A 22,972-nucleotide genomic window follows, 5' to 3' on the forward strand; every position below is an offset into this window, starting at 1 on the left:
ACGGCTCGTGTGGCGGCGGTCACATCGTTTAACGCGATGTGGTTTGCCTGGGCGAGTTTCTACCCGGACACCGAGGTCGTCGCCTGAACCGCCTCTGACAGACACAAGCCATCTTCGACCCGACTGCACTCTGCGTTGGGGAGCTACAGCAGGCCGACGACGCCAAGCGTGAGCCCCGCGAGCAGCAACTCGAACGAGAGCGTCCCGAGTGCAGAGAGGACGACGAACGTGCGCGTGTTCATCTCAGCGAGACCGGCGGGAATGGTGGCCATGCCGCGGGTGAAAAGCAGCGTGTTGCTGACCGGGACGACGATTGGACCCCAGCGGTCGAACCACGACTCGAAGCGGTCCAGGCGCTCCCGGCCGACGTTCAGCCACCGGCGCTCGTGGATGGCCTCCCGGCCGCCGCGTTTCGCCAGGACGAAAAGCGCCGTCTGGCCAATCGTCGCTCCGACGACGGCGACGGCGAGAATCACCGCGATGTCGGTCGTCGAGTCTGCGAGCCCCAGCACCGCCGCCGGGACGAGACTCTCGCTGGGGGCAAAGTAGAGGAGCATCGCCCCCTCGATGATAAAGACGCCAAACAGCGCGGGGAGCCCGTAGCGTTCGAGCAGCGACTGGGCGGTCTCGGTCGTCCCGTCTGGAATCGCGAGAAACCCGCTCCGAACTGCGACGACCACGAGGGCGGCGACGAGCAGCGTCGCGACCAGTCCGTACCCGACACGGTTCCGGACCCACGGGAACCGTCCGTCCCTCTCGGAGTGACTGGCTGTCATTGGTCGTTGTTGTTCGACGCGGCGCAAACGTTTTCGGGTTTGCCTGCCGTCTCGCTCACGCGTCGGTGAGTGCAACCCCGTCGGTCCAGCGGCGTTCGACGAGGTACTGGAGCGACACGGCTTTGCCGCCGCCGCGACAACGCCGGATATGAACCTCTCACGGAGACCTCGCCGCCTGCGAACGGACGGTATCCGGCCGCTGGTGCGGGAGACCGACCTTTCGGCGTCGGACCTCATCGCACCGGTCTTTGTCGACGCTACGACCGACCAGCGCCAGCCCATCGAGTCGATGCCCGGCCACGAACGCGTCCCGGTCGACGAGGCGGTCGCTCGCGTCGAGGAAATCCGCGAGACTGGCGTCGAGGCGGTCATCGTCTTCGGCATCCCCGAATCGAAAGACGAGCGGGGCACTCGCGCGTGGGCCGAAGACGGCATCGTCCAGGAGGCGACCCGCCGGATTACGAGCGAGACGGACGCCTACGTCATCACGGACGTCTGTCTCTGTGAGTACACCAGCCACGGCCACTGCGGTATCGTGGAGGACGACGCCGCCGAGGACCCGAACCTGACCGTCCGCAACGACGAGACCCTCGATTTGTTGGCGAAGATTGCCACCTCACACGCGGCCGCGGGCGCTGACATGGTCGCTCCATCCGGGATGATGGATGGGATGGTCGGGACGATTCGGGAAGCCCTCGACGCCGACGGCCAGGAGGACGTGGCTATCATGAGCTACGCCGCGAAATACGAGTCGGCCTTCTACGGGCCGTTCCGGGACGCTGCCGACGGTGCGCCGGCCTTCGGCGACCGCCGGCACTACCAGATGGACCCCGCCAACGCCCGGGAGGCCACCCGCGAGGTTCAGTTGGACGTCGAACAGGGCGCGGACGTGCTGATGGTCAAGCCGGCATTGCCCTACCTCGACATCGTCGCGGGCGTGCGCGAGCAGGTCGACCAGCCAGTCGCCGCCTACAACGTCAGCGGCGAGTACGCCATGCTCCACGCGGCAAGCGAGAAGGGGTGGCTGGACCTCGAGGCGGTCGCCTACGAGTCGCTGCTGTCTATCAAGCGCGCGGGCGCAGACCTGATTCTCACCTACTTCGCCGAGACTGTCGCCGAGCAACTGTAGGGCGAGGGGAGCGACGAATCCGCGTCTCAGTCCTGGAGCTGGCCGGGCACGGCGCTTTCCACGTCCGTCGCCAGCGGGACGCGCGCGGCGTCTGCGCCCGGGTTTTGCCGATGTCGTATCCGCTCGGGGTCGACGAACGTCAGAAAACAGGCTGACATACGTCTGCGTTCTGGACGAATTACATCCTTATACAGCTAATATTCTTCTGTATACTGGACGAAAGTCCACCAAAGTGCGGAAATTTTGCGTCATTTAAAGCAAACTCTTATGTGGGTGTATTCCGGTAGGATATCTCGTGAGAAGAACAACGATACAGTAGGTTTCGCGAAGAAAGCTGGACAAACGAACACACAAACGCTAACACACAATACAGGTGAGAAACTCAGAATGCTAGACCCAATCCCATTGCAGGTATCGGCAGAGACGTTCGCGGAGAACATCAACGCGCTCGGAACGAGTATCAACTACATGTGGATACTGACCGTATCCTTCCTTATCTTCTTCATGCACGCCGGTTTCGCCATGCTCGAGGCGGGACAGGTGCGCTCGAAGAACGTCGCCAACCAGTTGACGAAGAACCTCCTGACGTGGAGTATCGGCGTGGTGGTGTTTTTCCTCATCGGCGCCGGCGTGAGTAGTCTCGTCGGCGGGAGCGGTTTCAACTTCGTCCCCTTCGACGACCCCGCGAGCTGGGCTGACGGCTGGCTCTACGGTGCGGTCTTCGCCATGACGGCGGCGACCATCGTCTCCGGGGCCGTCGCCGGCCGCGCGAAACTCCGCGCGTACGTGACCTACACGTTCCTCCTTGCGGCAATCATCTACCCTGTCGTCACCGGCATCACGTGGGCTGGCAGCTACATCCAGTTCGGTGATGCGGTCTTCTACGACTTCGCTGGCGGAACTATCGTCCACGCGATGGGTGGTGTCGCTGGACTGACCGCCGCGTACGTCCTCGGTCCCCGTATCGGGCGCTTCAACGACGACGGCTCGGTGAACGTCATCCCCGGCCACTCGATGACCTTCGCCGTCCTCGGGACGCTCGTGCTCGCCTTCGGCTGGTACGGGTTCAACGTCGGAACTGCGGCCATCCTCAGCGTCTCCGCCGTGACCGTCGAGAACGGCGCAATCACGGGCGGTATCGCCTTTAATGGAGCCGTCCTCGGCCGCGTCGCGATGACGACGACGGTAGCGATGGCGATGGGCGCTATCGGCGCCGGCTTCGTCGCCTGGGCCAAGACCGGCAAGGTCGACACCCTCTACGTCGCCAACGGGCTGCTCGCCGGCCTCGTCGTCATCACGGCGATTCCGGACGCCGCCTCGTGGTGGGGCGCGCTGTTGCTCGGCCTCCTCGCCGGCGCACAGCTCCCGGTCGTCTTCGAACTGACCGAGAAACTGGGTATCGACGACGTGTGTGCGGTCTTCCCCGTCCACGGAAGCGCCGGCGTGCTCGGGACGCTCGCGTTCCCCTTCGTCGCTGCTGACCTCGGCCCGTCCGTCGCGAACGCGTTCCTCGCCCAGGTCGTCGGCGTGGCCGCCATCCTCGGCTGGACGGTCGTCACGACCGGCCTCATCTGGTACGTCCTCAAGGCTGCGGGCCAGGCGCGTGTCACTCCCAAACACGAGCAGGAAGGGCTGGACGTCTCCGAACACGGCGTCGAGACCTACCCCGAGTTCGGTGGCTCCGACAGTGTCGTCGCCGACGGCGGCCCAACCTTCAAGACCGACGGCGGCACTGACATTACGGGAGGTGACAACGAATGAGTGAAATCGAAATGGTCGTCGCGTACATCCGCCCGGACAAACTGGGCGATGTCAAACAGAGCCTCGCTGAGGCCGGCGCGCCGTCGTTGACAGTGACGAACGTCTCCGGGCGTGGTTCCCAACCCGCGAAGAAAGGGCAGTGGCGCGGCGAGGAGTACACGGTCGACCTCCACCAGAAGGTCAAAATCGAATGTTTCGTCGCCGACATCCCCGCCGGCGACGTCGTCGATGCCATCGAAGATGCCGCCCACACGGGCGAACCCGGCGACGGGAAGATATTCGTGATGCCCGTCGACGACGCAGTACAGATTCGGACCGGCAAGCGCGGTCCCGACGCGGTCTGACCGCGCGACCGCTGACCACGAACGCGCACTGTCCCGTGCGTGACGCGTTACCTTCTTTCGGGTGCCCCACAAACCGCCAGTCATGACTCACGAGCAGTCCCGGTCGCTGTACGACCGTGCGCTCTCTGTACTGGCGGGCGGGGTCAACTCCTCCGTCCGGGCGACCCAGCCCTATCCCGTCTTCGTCGAACGCGGCGACGGCGGCCACGTCATCGACGCCGACGGCAACCGCTACATCGACTACGTGATGGGCTATGGCCCACTCCTGCTGGGCCACGACATGCCCGACCGCGTCCAGTCGGTCGTCCAGCAGTACTCTGCCGAGGGACCGATGTACGGTGTCCCGACGGAAGTCGAGGTGGAACTGGCCGAGTTCATCACCCGCCACGTCGCCAGCGTCGACATGCTTCGCTTCGTCAACAGCGGGACCGAGGCGACGGTGTCTGCGGTCCGACTCGCCCGCGCCTACACCGGCCGTGACAAAATCGTCGTCATGCAGGGTGGCTACCACGGCGCCCAGGAGTCGACGCTCGTCGAGGGCGAGGGCGACCACACGGCGCCCTCCTCGCCCGGCATCCCCGACTCCTTCGCGGAACACACCATCGCCGTCCCGTTCAACGACGAGGCGGCAATCGACCGCGTCTTCGCGGAACACGGCGAGGACATCGCCGCCGTCCTCACCGAGCCGATTCTGGGCAACTACGGCATTGTCTACCCCGAAGACGGCTATCACGACCATCTCCGGGAAGTGACCGACGAACACGGCGCGCTGCTTGTCTTCGACGAGGTCATCACCGGCTTCCGCGTCGGCGGGCTCCAGTGTGCCCAGGGCAAGTTCGACATCGAACCGGACCTGACGACCTTCGCCAAGATAATCGGCGGCGGCTTCCCGGTCGGCGCTATCGGCGGCCGGTCGGAACTCATCGAGCAGTTCACGCCCGCGGGCGACGTGTTCCAGTCGGGCACCTTCTCGGGGCACCCGGTGACGATGGCCGCCGGCCTGGAGACGCTGCGCTACGCCGCCGAGAACGACGTCTACGACCACATCAACGGTCTGGCCGAGCAGTTGCGCTCGGGGCTGACCGACATCCTCGCCGACGAGGCACCGGAGTACACCGTCGTCGGCAGCGACTCGATGTTCAAGGTCATCTTCACCCGGGACGGCGGCGACGCACGCACCGACCGCACCGACCACTGTGAAGCCGGCTGTCGACAGCGCCCGTCCTGTCCGCGCTACGAGGCCTGTCCGAAGAACGGCCACGATGTCACACAGGCGGAGACCGAACGCTGGGTCAGGCTCTTTCGCTCACAGATGCAAGAGGAGGGGGTCCTCTTGCCGGCAAACCAGTTCGAATCGCAGTTCGTCTGTGCAGCCCACACCGAAGAGGACATCGAACAGACGCTCGAAGCCTACAAGGAGGCCCTATAATGCCCGCAGAAGACGACATCGCACTCGACGAAAAGCGCGTCTACGGCGAGAAACGGGACGAAACGACTGCCTTCGTCGCCTCCGATATGGGGGTCACGCAAATCGAAGTCGCCGGCGACCAGATCGGGCGCTTCTCGCTCGTTCACGACGAGCCCGCCACCTCTATCGCCGGTGCGGACGGCAAACTCGTCGTCGGCACCGAATCGGACGTCTTCGTGGGGACCGGCGAGGGCTTCGCCGAGACGAACTTCGGCGGGGCCAGCGTGGTCGGTATCGACGACGGGACGCCGCTGGCTGTCGCCCCCGACGGCACTGTCGCCCGCCTGGAGGGCGACGAGTGGGTGACCGTCGGGAGCGTCACCGGTCCCCGTCGGATGGACGGCAACCTGCTTGCCACCCGCGACAGCGTCGTCCGCGTCGCCGCCGGCCTGTTCGACCTCGATGCGGGACCGACCGTCCGTGACGTGGCCGCGGCGGGTCCCTACGCCGCGACGGCCGACGGCCTGCTGGCCTACGACGACGGCTGGACGCGCGTCGCAGGCGGCGACTGTGCGCTCGTCACCGCTGACGACGAGCGTGCCCACGCTATCAGCGAGGACGGACTGCTCACGGTACAGGACGGCGACTGGCGGGTCCACGACCTGCCGACCGACACCGCCATCGCCGACATCGCGTACGGCGAGAGCCTCTATGCGGTGACCGCTGACGGGACCGTCTTCGTCTACGCCGCGCCGGAACTGACGCCCGACGGACAGGGTGGCTGGCGCTCGCGCGCGCTCGGCGTTCGCAAGGTCGTCGGACTGGCCGTTCCCTGAAACCGGACCGGTTTTGCCCCCCTCGCGTGTACAGTCGGGCATGACCGCCGATACCGACGAGCCAGAGGTCCCTATCGTCTGCGAAGTATGCGGGACCGAAACCACGATACCCCTCTCCGACGTCGGGGAGATGCTGGAGACCCACAACGAGAACCAACACGACGGCGAGGAACACGCACAGGTCGACCCGACACTCGCCGAACAGGTCCAGGACCTCGTCGCCGAGGACATGGGGCTGCTGGAGTAGTCGATGGGTGGGTATCGAAAAGTGGTTTAGGCCCGGTGGCGACTCCTCCAACATGATTGTCTCCGGGTCCAGCACGCAGGCGCTCGCGGCCGAACTCGCCGCGGTGACCGGCGAGTCGCTCGCTCCCGTCGAGTTCCAGCGGTTCCCCGACGGCGAAGGCATGGTACGCGTCGACGAGGTCGACGACCACGCGCTCGTCGTCGCCTCGACGGTCTCGGACGAGGCCCACATCGAGTGCCTTCAGTTGCAAGACGCCGCTCGGGAAGCCGGCGCCAGCCAGGTGACGACCGTCCTCCCGTACATGGGCTATGCCCGCCAGGACCGCGCTTTCGAGGAGGGTGAACCCGTCTCCGCCCGCGCGGTCGCCCGCGCCATCTCCACGGGCACCGACCGAATTCTCACGGTCAACCCCCACGAGGACGCGGTCTGTGACTACTTCACCGTCCCCGCCGAGGCTGTCGACGCCGCTGGCTGTCTCGCGAACCCGCTTCCCGACGACCTGGCCGACCCCCTGTTTCTCTCGCCCGACGAGGGTGCAATCGACCTCGCGAGGACCGTCGCCGACGCCTACGGCCGTGGTGACACCGACTACTTCGAGAAGACGCGCCACTCCGGGACCGACGTCGAAATCACGCCCAGCGACGCCGCCGTCGGCGACCGCGATGTCGTCCTCGTCGACGACATCATCGCCACCGGGTCGACGATGAGCGAGTCCGTCGCCGTTCTGAACGACCGGGACGCGCGCTCGGTGTATGTCACCTGCGTCCACCCGCTGCTGGCGAGCAACGCCGTCCTGAAACTCTCTCGTGCCGGCGTCGAAACGATTTACGGGACCGACACCATCGAGCGGTCGGTCAGCGAAGTGAGCGTCGCGCCCGCTATCGCCGACGCGCTGTAACGACCCGCTACCTGCGTTTCACTCCAGTTTGCAGCTGTTTAGGGGTGCCTAAAATCCGGAAGTGATTTATGCTATTAGGCGGGCCTAAAACGTATGGAGGCGAGGGACGGCGATGGCGGGTGAGCCCACAATGGCGACGGAGTCAGGCACGGACCGCGAGGGCCCTCTTGCGTGGTTCGACCGGTCGCTCCTGGCGGTTGTTCTCGGCAGTCTCGCCATCACCGCCGTCGCCGGACTCGTGCAGTTTCGCTACGGGAGCTACGAGATGACCTTCGCCGAGGCGTTCTGGGCCGTCTTCAACCCGAAGGTCATCTTCGACGTGCGCGTCTGGGCGCACTTTCTACTCGGTGGCGTGCTCGACCCGAGCGCCCTGCTCAATCCGGCCCAGTGGGACGCGATACTCGTCAGTGCCCACCAGCCGGAACTGAACACGGAGTCGCTTATCGTCTGGAACATCCGCCTGCCGCGGGTGGTCGTGGCCGTCCTCGTCGGGATGAATCTCGCCGTCTCAGGTGCCATCTTTCAGGCGGTCACGCGCAACGAACTCGCCAGCCCGTACATCCTCGGCGTCTCCTCCGGGGCCGGCCTCGCGATTCTCGTGACGCTCGTCCTCTTTTCCGGTCTCGCTGTCTTCCTTCCCATCGTCGCGGCGCTTGGTGGGTCGCTCGCGTTCCTGCTCGTCTACGCCATCGCGTGGCAGAACGGCACGTCGCCGATTCGACTCGTGCTCGCCGGTGTCATCGTCAGCACTGTCTTCCAGAGCCTCCAGACGGGGCTGTTCTTTTTCGCACAGGACGTCGGGGTCGTCCAGTCGGCCATCGCGTGGACGACGGGGTCGCTGACCGGCACGGACTGGGAGCAGGTACGGATGACGCTCCCGTGGACGGTGCTGGCGATGGGGCTCGCGCTCGTCAGTGCCCGCCAGCTCAACGTCCTCCTGCTGGGCGAGCAGACCGCGAGTTCCCTCGGCATGAACGTCGAACGCGTCCGGTTTGCCCTCTCTGGGGTGGCGGTGTTGGCGGCGTCGGCGAGTATCGCCGTGGCGGGCATCGTCGGCTTCGTCGGACTCGTCGTCCCCCATGTGGTGCGCAACATCGTCGGCAGTGACTACAAGCGAATCGTCGTCGGCTGTCTGTTCGCCGGACCGGCCCTGCTGGTCGTCGCCGACGCGGGCGCTCGCCTCGGGATGCAACTCCTCGTTGGCTCTGCCGGGCAGGTTCCCGTCGGCATCGTCACCGGCCTCGTCGGCGGTCCGTACTTCCTCTATCTGATGCGCAGACAGGACCACATCGGTGAACTATGAGCAAACACCAGACACCTCCCACGGCAGACACGGTATCGACCACTGACAATCCCACCGTCTCCGGCACCGCGTCCGGTGTGACCTTCGTCGGCGAGGACCTGCACCTCGGCTACGACGGCGCCGACGGACTCGTCGTCGAGGGTGAGTCACTTGCCGCCGCCCCCGGACAGGTCACGGCGCTGGTCGGGCCAAACGGCAGTGGCAAGAGTACGCTCCTGAAGGGGCTGGCAGACCAGCTCGACCCCGAGGCTGGCACGGTCACACTCGACGGCCGTGAGATTCACGACCTCGACCAGAAGGAACTCGCCCAGCAACTCGGCTTGCTCACCCAGGAGAACACCGCACCGGAGACGCTCACCGTCGAGAAACTGGTCGCACACGGCCGCTACCCACATCGCGGCTTCTTCGACGGTCTCACCGACGAGGACGTGGCTGCCATCGAGGAGGCAATCGACCTCGCGGGTGTCGACCACCTCCGCGAGCGAACGCTTACCAGTCTCAGCGGCGGGCAGAAACAACTCGTCTGGATTGCGATGGCACTCGCACAGGAGACGGACGTGCTCTTGCTCGATGAGCCGACGACGTTCCTCGATTTGCACCACCAGCTAGAGGTGATGGAGATACTCGAAACGCTCCGCGACGAGAGCGATATGACCATCGTCGTCGTCCTCCACGACATCCAGCAGGCCGCCCGCCACGCCGATTACATGGTCGCACTCGCCGACGGCACCGTCCAGGCACGCGGGTCGCCTGCCGACGTCGTCACCGAGGACCTGCTCGCGACGGTGTTTGGCATCGATGCCCGTGTGACCGACACGCCTAATGGCCCCCAGATTACGCCGCTCCAGCCACTCCACGACGCCGACGGTGCCGACCCGCACGCGACGTTTTAGGCCAGCCAAAACCGGAGCAGTTATCAATGTTTTAGGCTAGCCTAAAGTATGGTCGAAACACCGAACGCAGACCGCGGACTGACACGCAGAGACACACTCAGGTACGGCGGGGCGCTCCTCGCTGGCGGCGCGCTGGCCGGTTGTGCTGGCTCCGCCGAGGACGGGACCGGTGGTGGCGATGGTTCCTACACTGTCTCCATCGAGCCGGTCGGCGAGGTGACCTTCGACAGCGTTCCCGAGACGTGGGTCGCAAACAACGGCAGTTGGGCGGACATGGGTATCGCACTCGGGCTGGAACCGCCGGAAGGCGTCTGGCTGACGCGGCGCTATCACACCCAGTACTACGACGCTGTCGACGGCGTCTCCGTGGACAAAAGCGACATGGCCTCGCTCTATCAGGACGGGGTCGGCAAAGAGCAGTTCTACGATTTCGACGCCGACGTCCACGTGATAGACCCGAACTTCCTCATGAACCGCTTTAGCGACTGGAAACAGGAGGACGTCGACGAGATTCGAGACACCGTCGGCCCCTTCTTCGGAAACTGCATCTACGCCCAGCACTACCCGTGGCACGACGACTACCGCTACTACACCCTCTACGAGGCCTTCGAGAAACTCGCCACAGTCTTCCAGCGCACCGACCGCTTCGAGGCCTTCGAGGCCGTCCACGACGACTTCGAGTCGAACCTGGCACCCGTCGTCCCCGGTGTCGCCGAGCGACCCGAAGTCGCCGTCCTCTGGGGTGTAGGCGACCAGCCCGAGCAGTTCTACCCCTACGCCATCGGCGAAGGGACCGGATTCAAGCACCTCAACCAGCTGGGTGTCCGCGATGCGCTCGCGGAGTCGGACATCAAGGACTTCCACGCCAGCCGGGCCGCAATCGACCTCGAAACCCTGCTGAACGTCGACCCCGAGGTCCTGATGCTCCGTGGCTACGAGGCAACGTCTGCATCCGAGTTCCAGCGCACCGTCGTGGAGTTCCTGCAGGACCACGCTGTCGCGAGCGAACTCACAGCCGTCCAGAACGGTGACGTCTATCGCGCCGGCGGCCTCTATCAGGGTCCTATCACGTATATGGTCCTGACAGAGCGCACCGCAGCGCAACTCTACGACGTCGACGAGCAGTTGTTCGACCGCACGCGCGTCGCCAATATCGTCGCCGGTGATATCTGACAACAAGCTTTCCGTTCATTGAAATACGCCGCTTTGCTACACCGACCCGTGCAGAGCGAACGGCTCGACGGTGTGTTGCCGGCCGCCAGCTACCGCAATCGCATGCTGCTTGCGCTCTCGCTTGGCTGGGCCACGCTGCAGGCCGGTCGCTTTCTCCTCCCGCCGCTGCTCCCGCCTATCACCGAAACCTTCGCGCTTTCTTCCGGTGGGGCCGGCCTCGCGCTGACGGCCTTCGGGCTCGTCTACGCCGTCGCGCAGTATCCCAGCGGCACCTACTCCGATAGTCTCTCCCGGGCGTCGCTTATCCTGCCCGGATTTCTCGTTCTTCTGGTCGGCTTCTCTCTCGTGGGTGTCAGCACGACAGTGGCCGTGTTCGTCGCTGGACTCCTCCTGCTTGGCATCGGCAAGGGGCTGTTTGCCAGCCCGGCGCGGGTGCTGCTCGGGGACCTCTTCGTCAGCAGTCGCGGTCGGGCGCTGGGTATCTTCTCGGCGGGGACCGACCTCGGTGGCCTCATCGCGGCGGGCCTTGCGGCCGCCGTCCTCGCGACGACGGTCTGGCGGGTCGCGTTCGCCCCGATTATCGTCCTGGTCGCACTCGTTACGCTGCTGTTTGTCGTCTGGAACCGCGAGACCTACTCTGTCGAGCGTGTCCCGCTGGAACCCGGCGAGACCGCTCGCCGCATCGTCGCGACCCAGACCCAGCGCGAGCGACTGCTCGCGTACGCGCTCTTTTACTTCGCGGTCGGCGGGCTCACCAACTTCTACCCCCTGTTGCTGGTCGAGAACAGCGGCTTTTCAGCGGCGCTTGCCAGTGGGGCGTTCGCGCTCATCTTCGCGGTCGGCATCCTCGTCAAACCGACCGCGGGGGAGGTAAGCGACCGCTTTCCCCGCCTGCTTGTCAGCATCGTCGGCCTGCTCGTCGCCGCCGGCGGCCTGGCGCTTATCATCCTCGCACCGTCGCTCCCATTCGTCGCCCTCGGGACCATCCTCACGTCTGTCGGGTACAAGACGCAGTTTCCGATCGCCGACGCAGTGGTGATGGAGGCCGCACCGGCAGACAGCGTCGGGGGTGACCTCGGTGCCGCCCGCGGTGTCTTCCTGGCGGCGAACGCGGTCGGTCCCGGCTTCGTCGGTATCGTCGCCGACGTCGCCACGTACGCGCTCGCGTTCTGGGCGCTCGTCGGCGCGTTCCTCTTCGGGGCGGTTATCCTCGCACGCCAGTACCGGCGATAGCGGCGGCAGAAATTCCCGGGGCGCCTCCCCGACTACGGCGGGGCAGTCGCAGATTTAGGCGGTCTCTGTCGCGACCGGCTCGATTGCGATGTCCATCTCGACGCCCTCGACGTCCCACGTTTCGCGGTGGCCGTCCTCGACGGCACCGAACGACTCCGCACGGACTTCCTCGGCGATGAGGCTCTCGCGCTCGCGAACGAGGTCGGCCACGCGCTCGTCGGCCACGTCGAGGTCGACCGTAATCTCCTCCTCGATGTCGAGGTCCAGTTCTTTGCGCATCTCCTGGACCCGGCGGATGACCTCGCGAGCGTACCCTTCGCTCTCGATGTCTTCGGTCAGCGAGGTGTCGACGTAGACGACGCCCGCGCTGTCGAGCGCTTCGAACTCGGTGCCAGAGACCCCCGCTGGCGTCTCGGTGACAAATTCGACCATCTCGTCGGTGAGCTCTACGTCCAGTCCGGTCGCGTCTTCGACGGCCGCCTCCAGCGTCGCGAGATTAGGCTCGTCGATGCGGGCCTCGTTGAGCGCGCCCATGATGCGGCCGGCGTCGTCACCGAAGGCGGGTCCGAGGACGCTCATATCGGCCTGTGCGGAGTAGGCGAGTTCGCCCCAGCCACCCTCGTCGGGGCCGACGATGCTCACGTCGCGGGCGTTCAGCCGGTCGGCGATGAGCGCGCTCCGGCGCTGGATGGCGTCGGCCACGCGCTCGTCGGGTACGTCGACGACGACTTCCGGGACGGGCCAGCGGAGCTTGCGCTCTGCCTGCTGGCGGGCGTTCGACCCCGCCTCCTCGACTGCGCGGACGACCTCGATGTCGTCTTCGAGTGCCGGGTCTCGCAGCGACGGGTCCGCCTCCGGCCAGTCGCGCATGTGGACGGTGTCGTAGCCGGCGTCGCCGGTGAGCGTGCCGTAGATTTCGTCCGCGACCAGCGGCGCGTACGGCGCAAAGAGGGTGACGACCTCCGTGAGCAGGTGATAAAACGTGGCGTAGGCGGCCTGCTTGGAGTCGCTCTCGTCTTCTTCCCACATCCGCTCGCGGACCACCTGGATGTAAAAGCGTGAGACGTCCTCGACGACGAACTCGAGCAGCGCATCGAGCGCGCGGTCCTGGCGGTGGTCGTCCCAGTGCTCGGCCATCTCGCTTTCGACGGCCTGGAGCCGGGAGAGGACCCACTCGTCGACAGTCTCCAGGTGGGCGTCCTCTACTGTCACTTCCTCCGGGTCAAAGTCATCCAGCCGCATGTACGGTAGCGGGAACCGGAAGACGTTCCAGAGGATGTTCAGGTCCCGCTGCATGTTCTCGATTTCGTCCCACGAGAAGCGCATGTCGTCGCCCTGCGGGTTCACCGAGAGCAAGAACAGGCGCATCGGGTCCGCGCCGTGTTTCTCGATGACTTCCTGTGGCGTGACGACGTTGCCGATGGATTTGGACATCTTCCGGCCGTCCTCGGCCAGCGCCCAGCCGTGCATCAGCACTTCCTCGTACGGGACGTCGCCGAGTGCGGCCGTGCCCATGCCGAGCTGTGACCAGAACCACCCGCGGGTCTGGTCGTGGGCCTCCATGATGAGGTCGGCGGGCCACAGTTCCTCGAAGTCCGCTTCCTGACTGGGGTAGTTCAGTGTCCCCCACGTCGCCACCGAGGAGTCGAGCCACACGTCGAAGACGTCCGCGACGCGCGTGTAGGTCGTCCCGTCCTCGGTGATAGTCAGGTCGTCGACGGTCGGCTTGTGCAGGTCGACCTCCTCGGGGTCGACGTCCTGGTCGACCAGTTCGGCCAGTTCCTCGCGGTCACCGACGACGAACCACTCGTCAGGGCCGGGGTCTTCGACACCTTCGGGAGTCCAGATCGGAATCGGAATCCCCCAGTAGCGCTGCCGGGAGACGTTCCAGTCGGGCGAGTCCTCCACGAAGTTCCGGAAGCGCTCGTCGCGGGCCTCCTGTGGGTGCCACTCGCTGTCGTCGATGTTGTCGAGCAGTTCGTCTTTGATTTCCGAGACGGTGATGAACCACTGGTCGGTGACGATACGGACGATTTCGCTGTCACAGCGCCAGCAGTGCCCCTCGTTGATGCTGTGGCCCTCCTCGCTCGCGAGGAGATTGCCCTTCTCGTCGAGGGTCCCAATCACGTCGTCGTCGGCGTCTCTGACGTACTTACCTTCGAAGGTGCCTGCCTGTTCTGTGAACACGCCGTCGGGACCGACCGGCGAGAACACGTCGAGGCCGAGTTCCTGTCCGCGCTCGAAGTCCTCTTCACCATGGCCCGGTGCGGAGTGGACCAGCCCGGTTCGGTCTGCCTCCACGTAGTCGGCGGTGTACACCTGGCCAGCGCCCTCGAAGTCTGGATGTTCGGGGACTTCCTCGGCCAGTGGGTGTTCGTACTCCCAGCCGACGAGTTCGTCGCCGGTCAGTTCCTCGACGATTTCCCACTCGTCGTACTCGGCCCACTCTGCCACCTCTTCGGCGACCGGTTCGGCGACGTAGATGCGTTCGGTCTCTCCGGCAGTCGTTCCCTCGAGGGCAACGTAGGTCAACTCCTCGTCGACGGCGACGAAGGTGTTTGCGACGATGGTCCAGGGTGTCGTCGTCCAGATGACGAGGTTCCCCTCGCGGTCGGTGAGGTCGAATTTGACGTAAATAGAGGGTGCGCCCACTTCGTCGCGTTCGACCTCGTTGTTCGCGATAGCGGTCTCACAGCGTGGACACTGGTTGATGGCGCGTTTGCCCTGTTCGACGAGGCCCCGCTCGTGGGCCTGCTTGAATCCCCACCAGGCGGCTTCCATGTACTCGGGGGAGACGGTCTTGTAGGGGTCGTCCCAGTCCATCCAGACGCCGATGGACTTGAAATCGCCCTGGAGTCCCGCCAGTTGCTCGTCGGCGAAGTCCTTGCACTCCTCGATGAAGTTCTCCTCGCCGTACTCCTCGATGTCCTTTTTCGAGTCGAAGTCGAGTTGCTCCTCGACTTTCGTCTCGATTGGCAGGCCGTGCATGTCGTAGCCCGGCCGGTCGGTCACGTCGTAGCCCTGCATCCGGTAATAGCGGATGTAGGCGTCTTTGAGCGTCTTGTTCCAGGCGGTGCCCATGTGGGCGGCCCCGGAGGTGTAGGGTGGGCCGTCCACGAAGAAGAAGGGCTCCTCGTCGGCGCGGTGCTCGACGGTCTGCTCGTAGGCGTCGACGGCCTCCCAGTAGTCGAAGACGCGGTCCTCGACCGCGTGGGGGTCGTACTGGTCGTCGACCGCCGCAAAGCGCGACGGTCCCTCGCCGTCGGCGTCGTCGTGGCTGCTCATATCCACTTCATCCGGTGCCGTCGGTAAAGGCCAATCGGTATTCGCCCCGGACTCGAAACCAACGCTTATTTTCCGCCTCGTAGATGCCCCTGTATGGTTTCGCTCTCGCTGGACCGGCTTCCTCTTCGGGGCATGGTCATCGGTATTCTTGTACTCGGCTCGGGGACTGTCACTGCCGCACTCACCCAGGACCCCATACTGCCGGCGCTTGTGGCCGCCATCGTTTTGCTGGTTCTTCTCGTGGTCGACGGCCGCTCCGAAAGCGAGGAGTAGCGACGCACGGCCCTCGCCAGTTTGGCGCAGTCGCTTTAGGTCACGAGTCCCAATACCGCTGTATGTCAACAGCACAGGCGACGGTCGCCGGCGGGTGTTTCTGGTGTGTCGAGGCAGCCTTCGAGCGCGTCCGCGGCGTCGAGTCGGTCGTCTCGGGCTACTGCGGCGGCCACGTCGAGAATCCGACCTACGAAGCGGTCTGTGCCGGAACCACCGGCCACGCCGAAGCCGTCCAGATAACCTACGACCCCGACGAAATTAGTTACGAGGACCTGCTTGAGGTGTTCTTTACCATCCACGACCCGACGACTGAGGACCGGCAGGGACCCGACGTCGGCTCACAATATCGCTCTGGCGTCTACTACCACGACGACGAACAGCGTCAGATTGTCGAGGACTACATCGACCACCTCGAAGCGAGTGGTGAGTACAGCGGTATCGTCACCGAGGTCGCGCCACTGGAGACGTTCTACGTCGCCGAGGACAAACACCAGGACTACTTCGAGAAACACCCCAACCAGCCCTACTGCCAGATGCAGATTCCGCCGAAACTGGAGAAGATGGAAGCCAAACACGCCGACAAACTTGCGGATTCCTGAGTCGCGTTTGTCCGTCTCTCTTTCCCGATTTCTTCCACTCGCCGACGCCACGACAGTGCGGTGAGTTTTATAGGCGTCGCGGGCGCGAATTGAGGCATGGGAAAAGAAATCGTCAGCACCGACCGGGCGCCCGCGGCCGTCGGCGCGTACAGTCAGGCGACCGAAACGGACGACGTCGTCTTCACCGCCGGCCAGATACCGCTCACGCCCGAGGGTGACTTGCTCGACGGCGCGGCTATCGACGTCCAGACCGAGCAAGCCCTAGAGAACGTGCAGGCCGTCCTCGAGGCGGCCGGCGTCGGCATGTCCGACGTGCTGAAGGTGACGGTGTATCTCGACGACATCGACGATTTCGACGCGATGAACGACATCTACGGGACCTTTTTCGACGAGGAACCGCCGGCTCGCAGTGCCGTGGGCGTCGATGCGCTCCCGAAGGGCGTCGGCGTGGAGATAGAGGCCGTCGCCACGAAGTGATGGACCCCCAACTCAAATCGAGCGTGCTGTGGGGTGCCGTCGGCGCGATGGCGTTTCTCGTGTTAGTACAGGGGTATCACCTCGTCGCCGACGACTTTCTGGGGCTGGGGCCGATGGCCGCTGGCGCGCTCGCGGTCCTGGTCGCGACGACGGCACTCAGCCACGCCGTCCGGCCGCGACTGCTCCAGAACGAAAGCCCTTAATCGGTCTACCGTCCAAGACTCGTACGAGCCAGGATGGCCGAACGGTAAGGCGCACGCCTGGAAAGCGTGTTCCCTTCCGGGATTCTGGGTTCAAATCCCAGTCCTGGCGTTTTCTGTACCGACTGCAAGTGCGAAGCGACAGCAACAGATACCAGCAGTCGCGAATGCTCGTATTCTCTGGATAATCTCCGGACCGATGGACCTATTTTCACGAGCGGCGGGGTCTCGAACGTGCACCTGCCGCGCCCGATTCAGTTGCTCGCCGGGAGCCTCTATGCCGCCGCAGCGACGCTGTTTGTCGCGCTTGCGGTCTTTGCTCTCGGGGACGGCCCGGCCCCCTCGGCCATCGCCGCGGTCGCTGCCGGTCTCCTCGGGGTCGTCACTGTCGATACCGGCCGCCGGGAGTTCCGCGACGCCTTCTTCAGCGAGACTGTCGAGACGGCACGCCTCCAGCCCAGCGACGCTGCCGACGCACTCGCCGTCGCTGTCGCCGGCCCGCTCACGTTTGCCGTCTCCGTCTCGCTGGGCCAGGGCCCCGTCGTCGCCTCGGCGCTCGTCGGCCTCTTTGCTGCGCTCACCGTCGACGAACAGGCCGCACCCGCCTACTGCGGGAGCTTCGTCGGGATGGTCTCGGCAGCGGTCCTCCCGACGCTGGGACCGGTCGCCGCCGCGAGTCTCGTCGCCGCAGTCGTCTACGTCCTCGCCAAACGGGTGTTCAACGGCTTCGGCGGGAAACTCGGGACGACGGCCTTCGTCGGCTGTACCGCTGTAGTCGTCCCGACATCGTACACGTACGCGCCCGCCAGCGCGCTCTCTACAGCGCCCGCCGCGGCGGCTCTCGTCGCTGCGACCGGTGGCGCCGTCGCTGCCTTCCTGCTCAGCGTCCACTATGACCACGGCGCTGTCGTCGGGTCTGCCACGGTCGGTCTCGTCGCGGGTCTGCTCGCCCCACCGCTTTTCGCTCCCGAACTCGCGGGGGTCGTCGCCACGGCCGCCTTTGCCGGGTCCTTCGTCGGGATGGTCTCGACGACGCGCCTGCCGTCGCTCTCGCTGGTGACACTCGCCGGCCTTCTCAGCGGGTTCGTCTACGTCGGCGTCACACCGGCGTTTGCCGGCTCGGGTGGCAAACTCGGAACGGTCGCGTTTACCGCGTGTCTCCTGATGTGGGGCCTCGATAGGGCTCTCGACGACCCCGCGCTCGCGAACTGACTGCCGCCACCGCCAGTATTATATACAAAAATAACCGACCCGGCAGATTCTTCTCCGAGTGGGCCGTTCGACCGAAACTGCTGCCTTCTGGTGGTTTGACGATTCGAACGCGGATTCAACGGCGAGCCATTTCCACGGGATTTATATAGAACCACATGCAAACCATCTCTTGACTATGAGCCAGCAGCAGATGCAGGGCCAGCCCATGATTATCTTGGGCGAAGACGCCCAGCGAATGAAGGACAAGAGCGCGCAGGAGCACAACATTTCCGCTGCGCGTGCGGTCTCCGAGTCGGTACGCTCGACACTCGGTCCGAAGGGGATGGACAAGATGCTCGTCGACTCGCTCGGCGACATCACCGTCACGAACGACGGTGTGACAATCCTCGAAACGATGGACATCGACAATCCCACCGCCGAGATGATTGTCGAAGTCGCCCAGACCCAGGAAGACGAGGCCGGTGACGGCACCACCACCGCCGTCGCCATCGCCGGCGAGATGCTGAAAAACGCCGAGGACCTCCTCGACCAGGACATCCACCCGACGGCCGTCATCAAGGGCTTCAACATGGCCTCCGAGAAGGCCCGCGAGGAAGTCGAGAACATCTCCATCGACATCGACCGCGAGGACGAGGACGCCCTCAAGAAGGTCGCACAGACCTCGATGACCGGCAAGGGCGTCGAACAGTACAAGGAACTGCTCTCCCAGCTCGTCGTCGACGGCGCGCAGTCGGTCACCGTCGAAGCCGACGACGGCTCCTACATCGTCGACCTGGCCTACCTCAACGTCGAGACCCAGTCCGGCCGCTCTGCGGGTGACTCCGAACTGCTCGACGGCGCTGTCGTCAGCAAGGACCCGGCCCACGAGAACATGCCCGTTGACCTCGACGACGCGAACGTCCTCCTTGTCGACTCCCCGCTCGAAGTCGACGAGACGGAAGCCGACACCTCCGTCAGCCTCACCGACCCCGACCAACTCCAGGACTTCCTCGACCAGGAAGAGGCCCAACTTCAGGAGATGGTCGACCAGATTGCCGACCTCGACGTCGACGCCGTCTTCTGTCAGAAGGGCATCGACGACATGGCCGAGCACTACCTCGCCAAAGAGGGTATTCTCGCCACGAGCCGCGTCAAGAAGTCGGACATGCAGTTCCTCCGCGAAGTCGTCGACGCCAACATCGTCTCGGACCTCGAGACGGCGACCGCAGACGACATTGGCCGCGGGAACATCACCCGCGACGAGAGCGAAGAGCTGTTCTACATCGAGGGTGCCGGCGAGCAGTCCCACGGTGTCACGCTGTTGCTCCGTGGCTCGACCGAGCACGTCGTCGACGAAATCGAGCGCGGCGTCACCGACGCACTCGACGTCGTCGCCAGCACCATCAGCCAGGGAACCGTTCTCCCCGGCGGCGGTGCGCCCGAAGTCGAACTCGCTGCCCGTCTGCGTGACTACGCCGACGGCATCAGCGGCCGCGAACAGCTCGCCATCGAGGCCTTCGCCGACTCGCTGGAAGTCGTCCCGCGCGTGCTCGCTGGCAACGCCGGGATCGACTCCATCGACACGCTCGTCGACCTCCGCGCCGCCCACGAGGGTGGCGACGCACGCGCCGGCCTGAACGTCTTCTCCGGCGACGTCGTCGACACCTACGAGGCTGGCGTCGTCGAGCCGGCCCACGCAAAGAGCCAGGCGCTCTCCTCTGCGACCGAGGCCGCCAACCTCGTCCTGAAGATTGACGACATCATCTCTGCCGGCGACCTCTCCACCGAAGGTGAAGAGGACGCTGGCGGACCCGGCGGACCCGGTGGCGCGCCCGGCGGCATGGGCGGCATGGGCGGCGGCATGGGCGGTATGATGTAAGCCCACTTTTTCCGTCGTCGGGTATCGGGCGCGCCTCCGGCGCGCACCGCACCCCTCCTCGGAAAAACTTGGGGAAAAAGGCCGCTCGCGCTCGGTAGAGCGCTCGCGGGTGCATTCCCTGTCGACTCACCGCCACCGCACCGCTCGCGGATGCTATCGTGGAACCCACCGCAACCACACTCCGTTTTAATTTCTGAATTCCGCAGTTAGCGGCTCGTCCGGAGCGAGCGACGCCGGGACGGCAGACCATTTAATACCCGTCCGGACCCTCAAATAGAGGAATGCGGACGTTCGAGTATCTCGACCGACTCCCGCTCGGGGGGCTGACCCGCCGCCAACGGCTGTTGGTCGTCTACGTCGTCGGACTCGTATCAGTCGTTGGGCTCTATGTCGTCCTCTATTATGCGGGGATGCGGCATCTCGAGAACCGGCCCCGAACCATCTTTCACTCGCTCCAGATCGTCACCGAGACGATGACCACCACCGGATACGGCGCCGACTCGCCGTGGGCGACGCCGTGGATGAACGTGTTCATGGTGACGATGCAACTCACCGGTGTCGTCATCGGTTTCGTCACGCTCCGGGTGCTAGTCATTCCGCTGTTCGAGCGGACGCCGCTCAACCTCGACGACCGACTCTCGACGAAACGCGACCACGTCGTCGTCGCGGAGTACGAACGCGATACCGGCGTGTTGCTGGACGAACTCGAACAGCTCGACGTTGGCTATGTCCTGATAGAGTCCGACGAAACCGAAGCAAAGCAACTCTCCGACGACGGGTATCAGGTAATCCACGGCGACGCGGAGACGCGCACGGACCTCGACCGGGCGACCATCGACCGCGCGTCGATACTCATCACCGACGCTGGCGACCGCACGGCCAGTATCGTCCTGACGGCCCTGGAGGCAAACGAAGACCTCCGCGTCATCAGTTTCACCGAATCGACCCGGCGGACAGCGGCACTCGCGGAGGTCGGTGTCGACCGGAGCGTCTCCCCGCACGCACTCATCGGCCGCCGCCTCGCCGAGAAAGCCACGACGCCAATCGCGGTCGAAGGCGTCCCTGGCGAAAGCGATGTCGCCATCCGGGAGGTCCTCGTCCGCCGGGACAGCACGCTCCACGGCGTTCGTGTCGGTGACTCCCCGATTGTCGAACATCCGAACCTGACGCTGGTCGCGGGCTGGTTCGACGGCGAGTTGCGCCTTCCGCCGTCGGCTGACGACCTGCTGACGCCCAACACCGTGTTGGTCGTCGCCGGCCCGACAGCGGAGATCGACGACCTCGCACGGGAGGTCGCCGGCATCCGAACACCCTCTCAGTCGACTCATTCCGAGGCCATCGTCGCGGGACTCGGCGAGGGTGGCTCGGCGGCCGTCGAAACGTTTTCTGCGGGCTGTGGTGTGACGACTATCGATGCCGACCCGGCGGCCGACCCGGACGTGCTCGGTGACGTGACCGAACCCGAGACGCTCCAGGCGGCGGGCATCGACTCGGCGACGGCACTGGTCGTGACCGTCGACGACGATGCGACGGCACTGATGACTGTGGCGATGGCCCGGGCGCTGTCGGACGACGTGGAGATTCTGGCCCGGGTCACTGACGCCGAGAAGACGTCCGCGGCGTTCCGTGCCGGTGCCGACTACGTGCTCTCGGTCCAGCGGGCGTGTGCCCGATTGGTCGCCTCCGAAGTCCACGGCGAGCGCGTCATGGACCCGACCAGCCAGATACGCCTCGTCCGCACCGATGCCGGACCGTTCGTCGGTGAGACACTTGGCGACCTGCGTGACACCTCGGCCGACTGGACGGTCGTCGGACTCCTCCACGCTGGTAGCGTCGACACCGACGAAGAGACGACCGTCGAAGCCGACGACGAGGTGTTCGTCGCCGGCAGCGACAAAGCCATCCAGGAATTCGAACGCACTTTCGACACCCGGTGACAGCCCGCACGAATAAGTAGACGGCACGCCGACAGTCGGGTATGGAGACGCTCCTTCTCGGACCGGACGACGTGGCCGCGAGTGCCGACATGGCGGCGGTCATCGATGCCGTCGAAGCGGCATTCGGTGCGGACGCCACCGGGGACGTCCAGATGCCCGCCAAATCCTACATCGACCTCCCACAGCACGACGGCGACTTCCGCTCGATGCCCGCCTACATCGACCGAACTGACGAGGAGGGCTGGGAAGCGGCGGGGGTCAAGTGGGTCAACTCCCATCCGTCGAATCCGGACGACCACGACCTCCCGACCGTGATGGGGACGATGATTTATTCTGACCCCGAGACCGCGCTCCCGCTGGCGATTCTCGACGGGACGACGCTTACCCGCTTGCGGACGGGCGCGGCCGCCGCCGTCGCGACCCGACACCTCGCCCGCGAAGACGCCACGACGCTGGGGCTTGTCGGTGCCGGGATTCAGGCCTACTCGCAACTGGAAGCGATTGCACAGGTGCGGGACATCGAACAGGTCGTCGTCGCGGACGTCGACCGGGACGCCATCGCGGCGCTCATCGAGCGGTACGGCGACGACTTCGCCATCCACGAAGGGCCGATTGTCGAGGCGGCGTCCTGTGACATCGTCTCGACGACGACGCCGGTTCGCGACCCTATCGTCGATGCGGTCGGCTCCAGAACCCACGTCAACGCGATGGGGGCCGACGCCGCCGGCAAACACGAGATTGCAGACGACGTGCTGGCCGACGCCAAAATCGTCATCGACGACCACGAGCAGTGTACCCACTCCGGCGAAATCAACGTCCCCTGGAGCGAGGGGACACTCGATGCCGACGATATCCACGCCGAAATCGGAGCGGTCGTCGCCGGCCAGAAGCCGGGTCGGGAGGACGGCGACGGCGTGACCGTCTTCGATTCGACGGGGCTGGCGATTCAGGACGTGGCCGCGTCCCACGTCGTCTACGAGCACGCCCGCGAGCAGGACATCGGCACGGACTTTCCGCTGGTCGGGACCGATACCTGAGACGCCCCACGCTGTCTGTTCTGCCGGGGACACGCCGTCGCTATCGCGGAAGGGAAAGGTATAGCATCGTCGCTCTACCACAAGCAGGTAACA

Annotated in this window: 22 protein-coding genes and 1 tRNA gene; 20 read left to right on the forward strand and 3 right to left on the reverse strand. The window is 65.2% G+C overall.

What is annotated here, in order from left to right; translation table 11 throughout:
• Positions 1 to 143: 143 nt before the first annotated feature.
• On the reverse strand, positions 144 to 776 hold the full coding sequence (locus tag QYL91_RS04565) for a DedA family protein (protein ID WP_302082196.1): 633 nt from the start codon (positions 774 to 776) through the stop codon (positions 144 to 146).
• A gap of 148 nt (positions 777 to 924) precedes the next feature.
• Here QYL91_RS04565 and hemB point away from each other — a divergent pair, with 148 nt between their 5' ends.
• Positions 925 to 1,905, forward strand: a complete 981-nt coding sequence (hemB, locus tag QYL91_RS04570; RefSeq protein ID WP_302082197.1) for a porphobilinogen synthase — start codon at positions 925 to 927, stop codon at positions 1,903 to 1,905.
• Positions 1,906 to 1,931: 26 nt separating this feature from the next.
• On the opposite strand, the gene QYL91_RS04575 is transcribed toward hemB, so the two are convergent.
• Entirely contained in the window at positions 1,932 to 2,063 is a 132-nt protein-coding gene (locus tag QYL91_RS04575) for a hypothetical protein (protein ID WP_302082198.1), read from the reverse strand.
• A gap of 229 nt (positions 2,064 to 2,292) precedes the next feature.
• On the opposite strand from QYL91_RS04575, the gene QYL91_RS04580 reads away from it, so the two are divergent.
• From QYL91_RS04580 to QYL91_RS04625, 10 genes are all read left to right on the forward strand, one after another.
• Positions 2,293 to 3,666 (forward strand): ammonium transporter, encoded by a 1,374-nt coding sequence (locus QYL91_RS04580; RefSeq protein WP_417750572.1) that lies wholly within the window; start codon positions 2,293 to 2,295, stop codon positions 3,664 to 3,666.
• Entirely contained in the window at positions 3,663 to 4,010 is a 348-nt protein-coding gene (locus QYL91_RS04585; RefSeq protein WP_302082199.1) for a P-II family nitrogen regulator, read from the forward strand. The genes QYL91_RS04580 and QYL91_RS04585 overlap by 4 nt, the downstream gene beginning before the upstream one ends.
• An 82-nt stretch (positions 4,011 to 4,092) precedes the next feature.
• Positions 4,093 to 5,439 (forward strand): glutamate-1-semialdehyde 2,1-aminomutase, encoded by a 1,347-nt coding sequence (hemL, locus tag QYL91_RS04590; protein WP_302082200.1) that lies wholly within the window; start codon positions 4,093 to 4,095, stop codon positions 5,437 to 5,439.
• Entirely contained in the window at positions 5,439 to 6,254 is an 816-nt protein-coding gene (locus tag QYL91_RS04595; protein ID WP_302082201.1) for an HVO_0234 family beta-propeller protein, read from the forward strand. Before hemL ends, QYL91_RS04595 begins: the two co-directional genes overlap by 1 nt.
• Positions 6,255 to 6,294: 40 nt before the next feature.
• A complete protein-coding gene (locus QYL91_RS04600; protein WP_302082202.1) occupies positions 6,295 to 6,501 on the forward strand; it encodes a DUF8149 family protein in 207 nt (68 codons plus the stop codon).
• A 52-nt stretch (positions 6,502 to 6,553) separates the two neighbouring features.
• Positions 6,554 to 7,399: a ribose-phosphate diphosphokinase gene (locus QYL91_RS04605; RefSeq protein ID WP_302082203.1), complete on the forward strand. Its 846-nt coding sequence runs from the start codon at positions 6,554 to 6,556 to the stop codon at positions 7,397 to 7,399.
• A 112-nt stretch (positions 7,400 to 7,511) separates the two neighbouring features.
• Positions 7,512 to 8,702: a FecCD family ABC transporter permease gene (locus QYL91_RS04610; RefSeq protein ID WP_302082204.1), complete on the forward strand. Its 1,191-nt coding sequence runs from the start codon at positions 7,512 to 7,514 to the stop codon at positions 8,700 to 8,702.
• Entirely contained in the window at positions 8,699 to 9,595 is an 897-nt protein-coding gene (locus QYL91_RS04615) for an ABC transporter ATP-binding protein (protein WP_302082205.1), read from the forward strand. The genes QYL91_RS04610 and QYL91_RS04615 overlap by 4 nt, the downstream gene beginning before the upstream one ends.
• A 48-nt stretch (positions 9,596 to 9,643) precedes the next feature.
• Complete coding sequence (locus tag QYL91_RS04620) at positions 9,644 to 10,768, forward strand: ABC transporter substrate-binding protein (protein ID WP_302082206.1); 1,125 nt, start codon at positions 9,644 to 9,646, stop codon at positions 10,766 to 10,768.
• 48 nt (positions 10,769 to 10,816) lie between these two features.
• Positions 10,817 to 12,001 carry an MFS transporter gene (locus QYL91_RS04625; RefSeq protein WP_302082207.1) on the forward strand — a complete coding sequence of 395 codons (1,185 nt, stop codon included), beginning with the start codon at positions 10,817 to 10,819 and terminating at the stop codon, positions 11,999 to 12,001.
• Between the two features lie 54 nt (positions 12,002 to 12,055).
• Here QYL91_RS04625 and ileS read toward each other — a convergent pair whose 3' ends face one another.
• Entirely contained in the window at positions 12,056 to 15,286 is a 3,231-nt protein-coding gene (gene ileS, locus QYL91_RS04630) for an isoleucine--tRNA ligase (RefSeq protein ID WP_302082208.1), read from the reverse strand.
• A 93-nt stretch (positions 15,287 to 15,379) separates the two neighbouring features.
• Here ileS and QYL91_RS04635 point away from each other — a divergent pair, with 93 nt between their 5' ends.
• The 9 genes from QYL91_RS04635 to QYL91_RS04675 all read left to right on the forward strand — a co-directional run bounded on the left by QYL91_RS04635 (position 15,380) and on the right by QYL91_RS04675 (position 22,879).
• A complete protein-coding gene (locus QYL91_RS04635; protein ID WP_302082209.1) occupies positions 15,380 to 15,559 on the forward strand; it encodes a hypothetical protein in 180 nt (59 codons plus the stop codon).
• A 62-nt stretch (positions 15,560 to 15,621) separates the two neighbouring features.
• Positions 15,622 to 16,158: a peptide-methionine (S)-S-oxide reductase MsrA gene (gene msrA / locus QYL91_RS04640; RefSeq protein WP_302082210.1), complete on the forward strand. Its 537-nt coding sequence runs from the start codon at positions 15,622 to 15,624 to the stop codon at positions 16,156 to 16,158.
• Positions 16,159 to 16,254: 96 nt separating this feature from the next.
• The gene (locus tag QYL91_RS04645; protein WP_302082211.1) at positions 16,255 to 16,635 is read left to right on the forward strand and encodes a Rid family detoxifying hydrolase; all 381 of its coding nucleotides are present in this window, start codon (positions 16,255 to 16,257) and stop codon (positions 16,633 to 16,635) included.
• Positions 16,635 to 16,838 carry a DUF7981 family protein gene (locus QYL91_RS04650; protein ID WP_302082212.1) on the forward strand — a complete coding sequence of 68 codons (204 nt, stop codon included), beginning with the start codon at positions 16,635 to 16,637 and terminating at the stop codon, positions 16,836 to 16,838. The genes QYL91_RS04645 and QYL91_RS04650 overlap by 1 nt, the downstream gene beginning before the upstream one ends.
• A gap of 27 nt (positions 16,839 to 16,865) precedes the next feature.
• A tRNA-Ser gene (locus QYL91_RS04655) sits at positions 16,866 to 16,947 on the forward strand.
• Between the two features lie 122 nt (positions 16,948 to 17,069).
• Positions 17,070 to 18,047, forward strand: a complete 978-nt coding sequence (locus tag QYL91_RS04660; protein ID WP_302082213.1) for a hypothetical protein — start codon at positions 17,070 to 17,072, stop codon at positions 18,045 to 18,047.
• Between the two features lie 175 nt (positions 18,048 to 18,222).
• Positions 18,223 to 19,905, forward strand: a complete 1,683-nt coding sequence (gene thsB, locus QYL91_RS04665) for a thermosome subunit beta (RefSeq protein ID WP_369685615.1) — start codon at positions 18,223 to 18,225, stop codon at positions 19,903 to 19,905.
• Positions 19,906 to 20,186: 281 nt separating this feature from the next.
• A complete protein-coding gene (locus QYL91_RS04670; RefSeq protein ID WP_302082214.1) occupies positions 20,187 to 21,842 on the forward strand; it encodes a potassium channel family protein in 1,656 nt (551 codons plus the stop codon).
• Positions 21,843 to 21,883: 41 nt separating this feature from the next.
• Entirely contained in the window at positions 21,884 to 22,879 is a 996-nt protein-coding gene (locus tag QYL91_RS04675; RefSeq protein ID WP_302082215.1) for an ornithine cyclodeaminase family protein, read from the forward strand.
• Positions 22,880 to 22,972: the final 93 nt, after the last annotated feature.

This window comes from Salinibaculum rarum, assembly GCF_030505615.1.
Lineage (GTDB): Archaea > Halobacteriota > Halobacteria > Halobacteriales > Haloarculaceae > Salinibaculum > Salinibaculum rarum.

Bases quoted from the DNA above. Each gene is read 5' to 3' on its own strand.
- QYL91_RS04565 (WP_302082196.1), bottom strand. From the start codon at position 776: ATGACAGCCAGTCACTCCGAGAGGGACGGACGGTTCCCGTGGGTCCGG.
- hemB (WP_302082197.1), top strand. From the start codon at position 925: ATGAACCTCTCACGGAGACCTCGCCGCCTGCGAACGGACGGTATCCGG.
- QYL91_RS04575 (WP_302082198.1), bottom strand. From the start codon at position 2,063: ATGTCAGCCTGTTTTCTGACGTTCGTCGACCCCGAGCGGATACGACAT.
- QYL91_RS04580 (WP_417750572.1), top strand. From the start codon at position 2,293: ATGCTAGACCCAATCCCATTGCAGGTATCGGCAGAGACGTTCGCGGAG.
- QYL91_RS04585 (WP_302082199.1), top strand. From the start codon at position 3,663: ATGAGTGAAATCGAAATGGTCGTCGCGTACATCCGCCCGGACAAACTG.
- hemL (WP_302082200.1), top strand. From the start codon at position 4,093: ATGACTCACGAGCAGTCCCGGTCGCTGTACGACCGTGCGCTCTCTGTA.
- QYL91_RS04595 (WP_302082201.1), top strand. From the start codon at position 5,439: ATGCCCGCAGAAGACGACATCGCACTCGACGAAAAGCGCGTCTACGGC.
- QYL91_RS04600 (WP_302082202.1), top strand. From the start codon at position 6,295: ATGACCGCCGATACCGACGAGCCAGAGGTCCCTATCGTCTGCGAAGTA.
- QYL91_RS04605 (WP_302082203.1), top strand. From the start codon at position 6,554: ATGATTGTCTCCGGGTCCAGCACGCAGGCGCTCGCGGCCGAACTCGCC.
- QYL91_RS04610 (WP_302082204.1), top strand. From the start codon at position 7,512: ATGGCGGGTGAGCCCACAATGGCGACGGAGTCAGGCACGGACCGCGAG.
- QYL91_RS04615 (WP_302082205.1), top strand. From the start codon at position 8,699: ATGAGCAAACACCAGACACCTCCCACGGCAGACACGGTATCGACCACT.
- QYL91_RS04620 (WP_302082206.1), top strand. From the start codon at position 9,644: ATGGTCGAAACACCGAACGCAGACCGCGGACTGACACGCAGAGACACA.
- ileS (WP_302082208.1), bottom strand. From the start codon at position 15,286: ATGAGCAGCCACGACGACGCCGACGGCGAGGGACCGTCGCGCTTTGCG.
- QYL91_RS04635 (WP_302082209.1), top strand. From the start codon at position 15,380: ATGGTTTCGCTCTCGCTGGACCGGCTTCCTCTTCGGGGCATGGTCATC.
- msrA (WP_302082210.1), top strand. From the start codon at position 15,622: ATGTCAACAGCACAGGCGACGGTCGCCGGCGGGTGTTTCTGGTGTGTC.
- QYL91_RS04645 (WP_302082211.1), top strand. From the start codon at position 16,255: ATGGGAAAAGAAATCGTCAGCACCGACCGGGCGCCCGCGGCCGTCGGC.
- QYL91_RS04650 (WP_302082212.1), top strand. From the start codon at position 16,635: ATGGACCCCCAACTCAAATCGAGCGTGCTGTGGGGTGCCGTCGGCGCG.
- thsB (WP_369685615.1), top strand. From the start codon at position 18,223: ATGAGCCAGCAGCAGATGCAGGGCCAGCCCATGATTATCTTGGGCGAA.
- QYL91_RS04670 (WP_302082214.1), top strand. From the start codon at position 20,187: ATGCGGACGTTCGAGTATCTCGACCGACTCCCGCTCGGGGGGCTGACC.
- QYL91_RS04675 (WP_302082215.1), top strand. From the start codon at position 21,884: ATGGAGACGCTCCTTCTCGGACCGGACGACGTGGCCGCGAGTGCCGAC.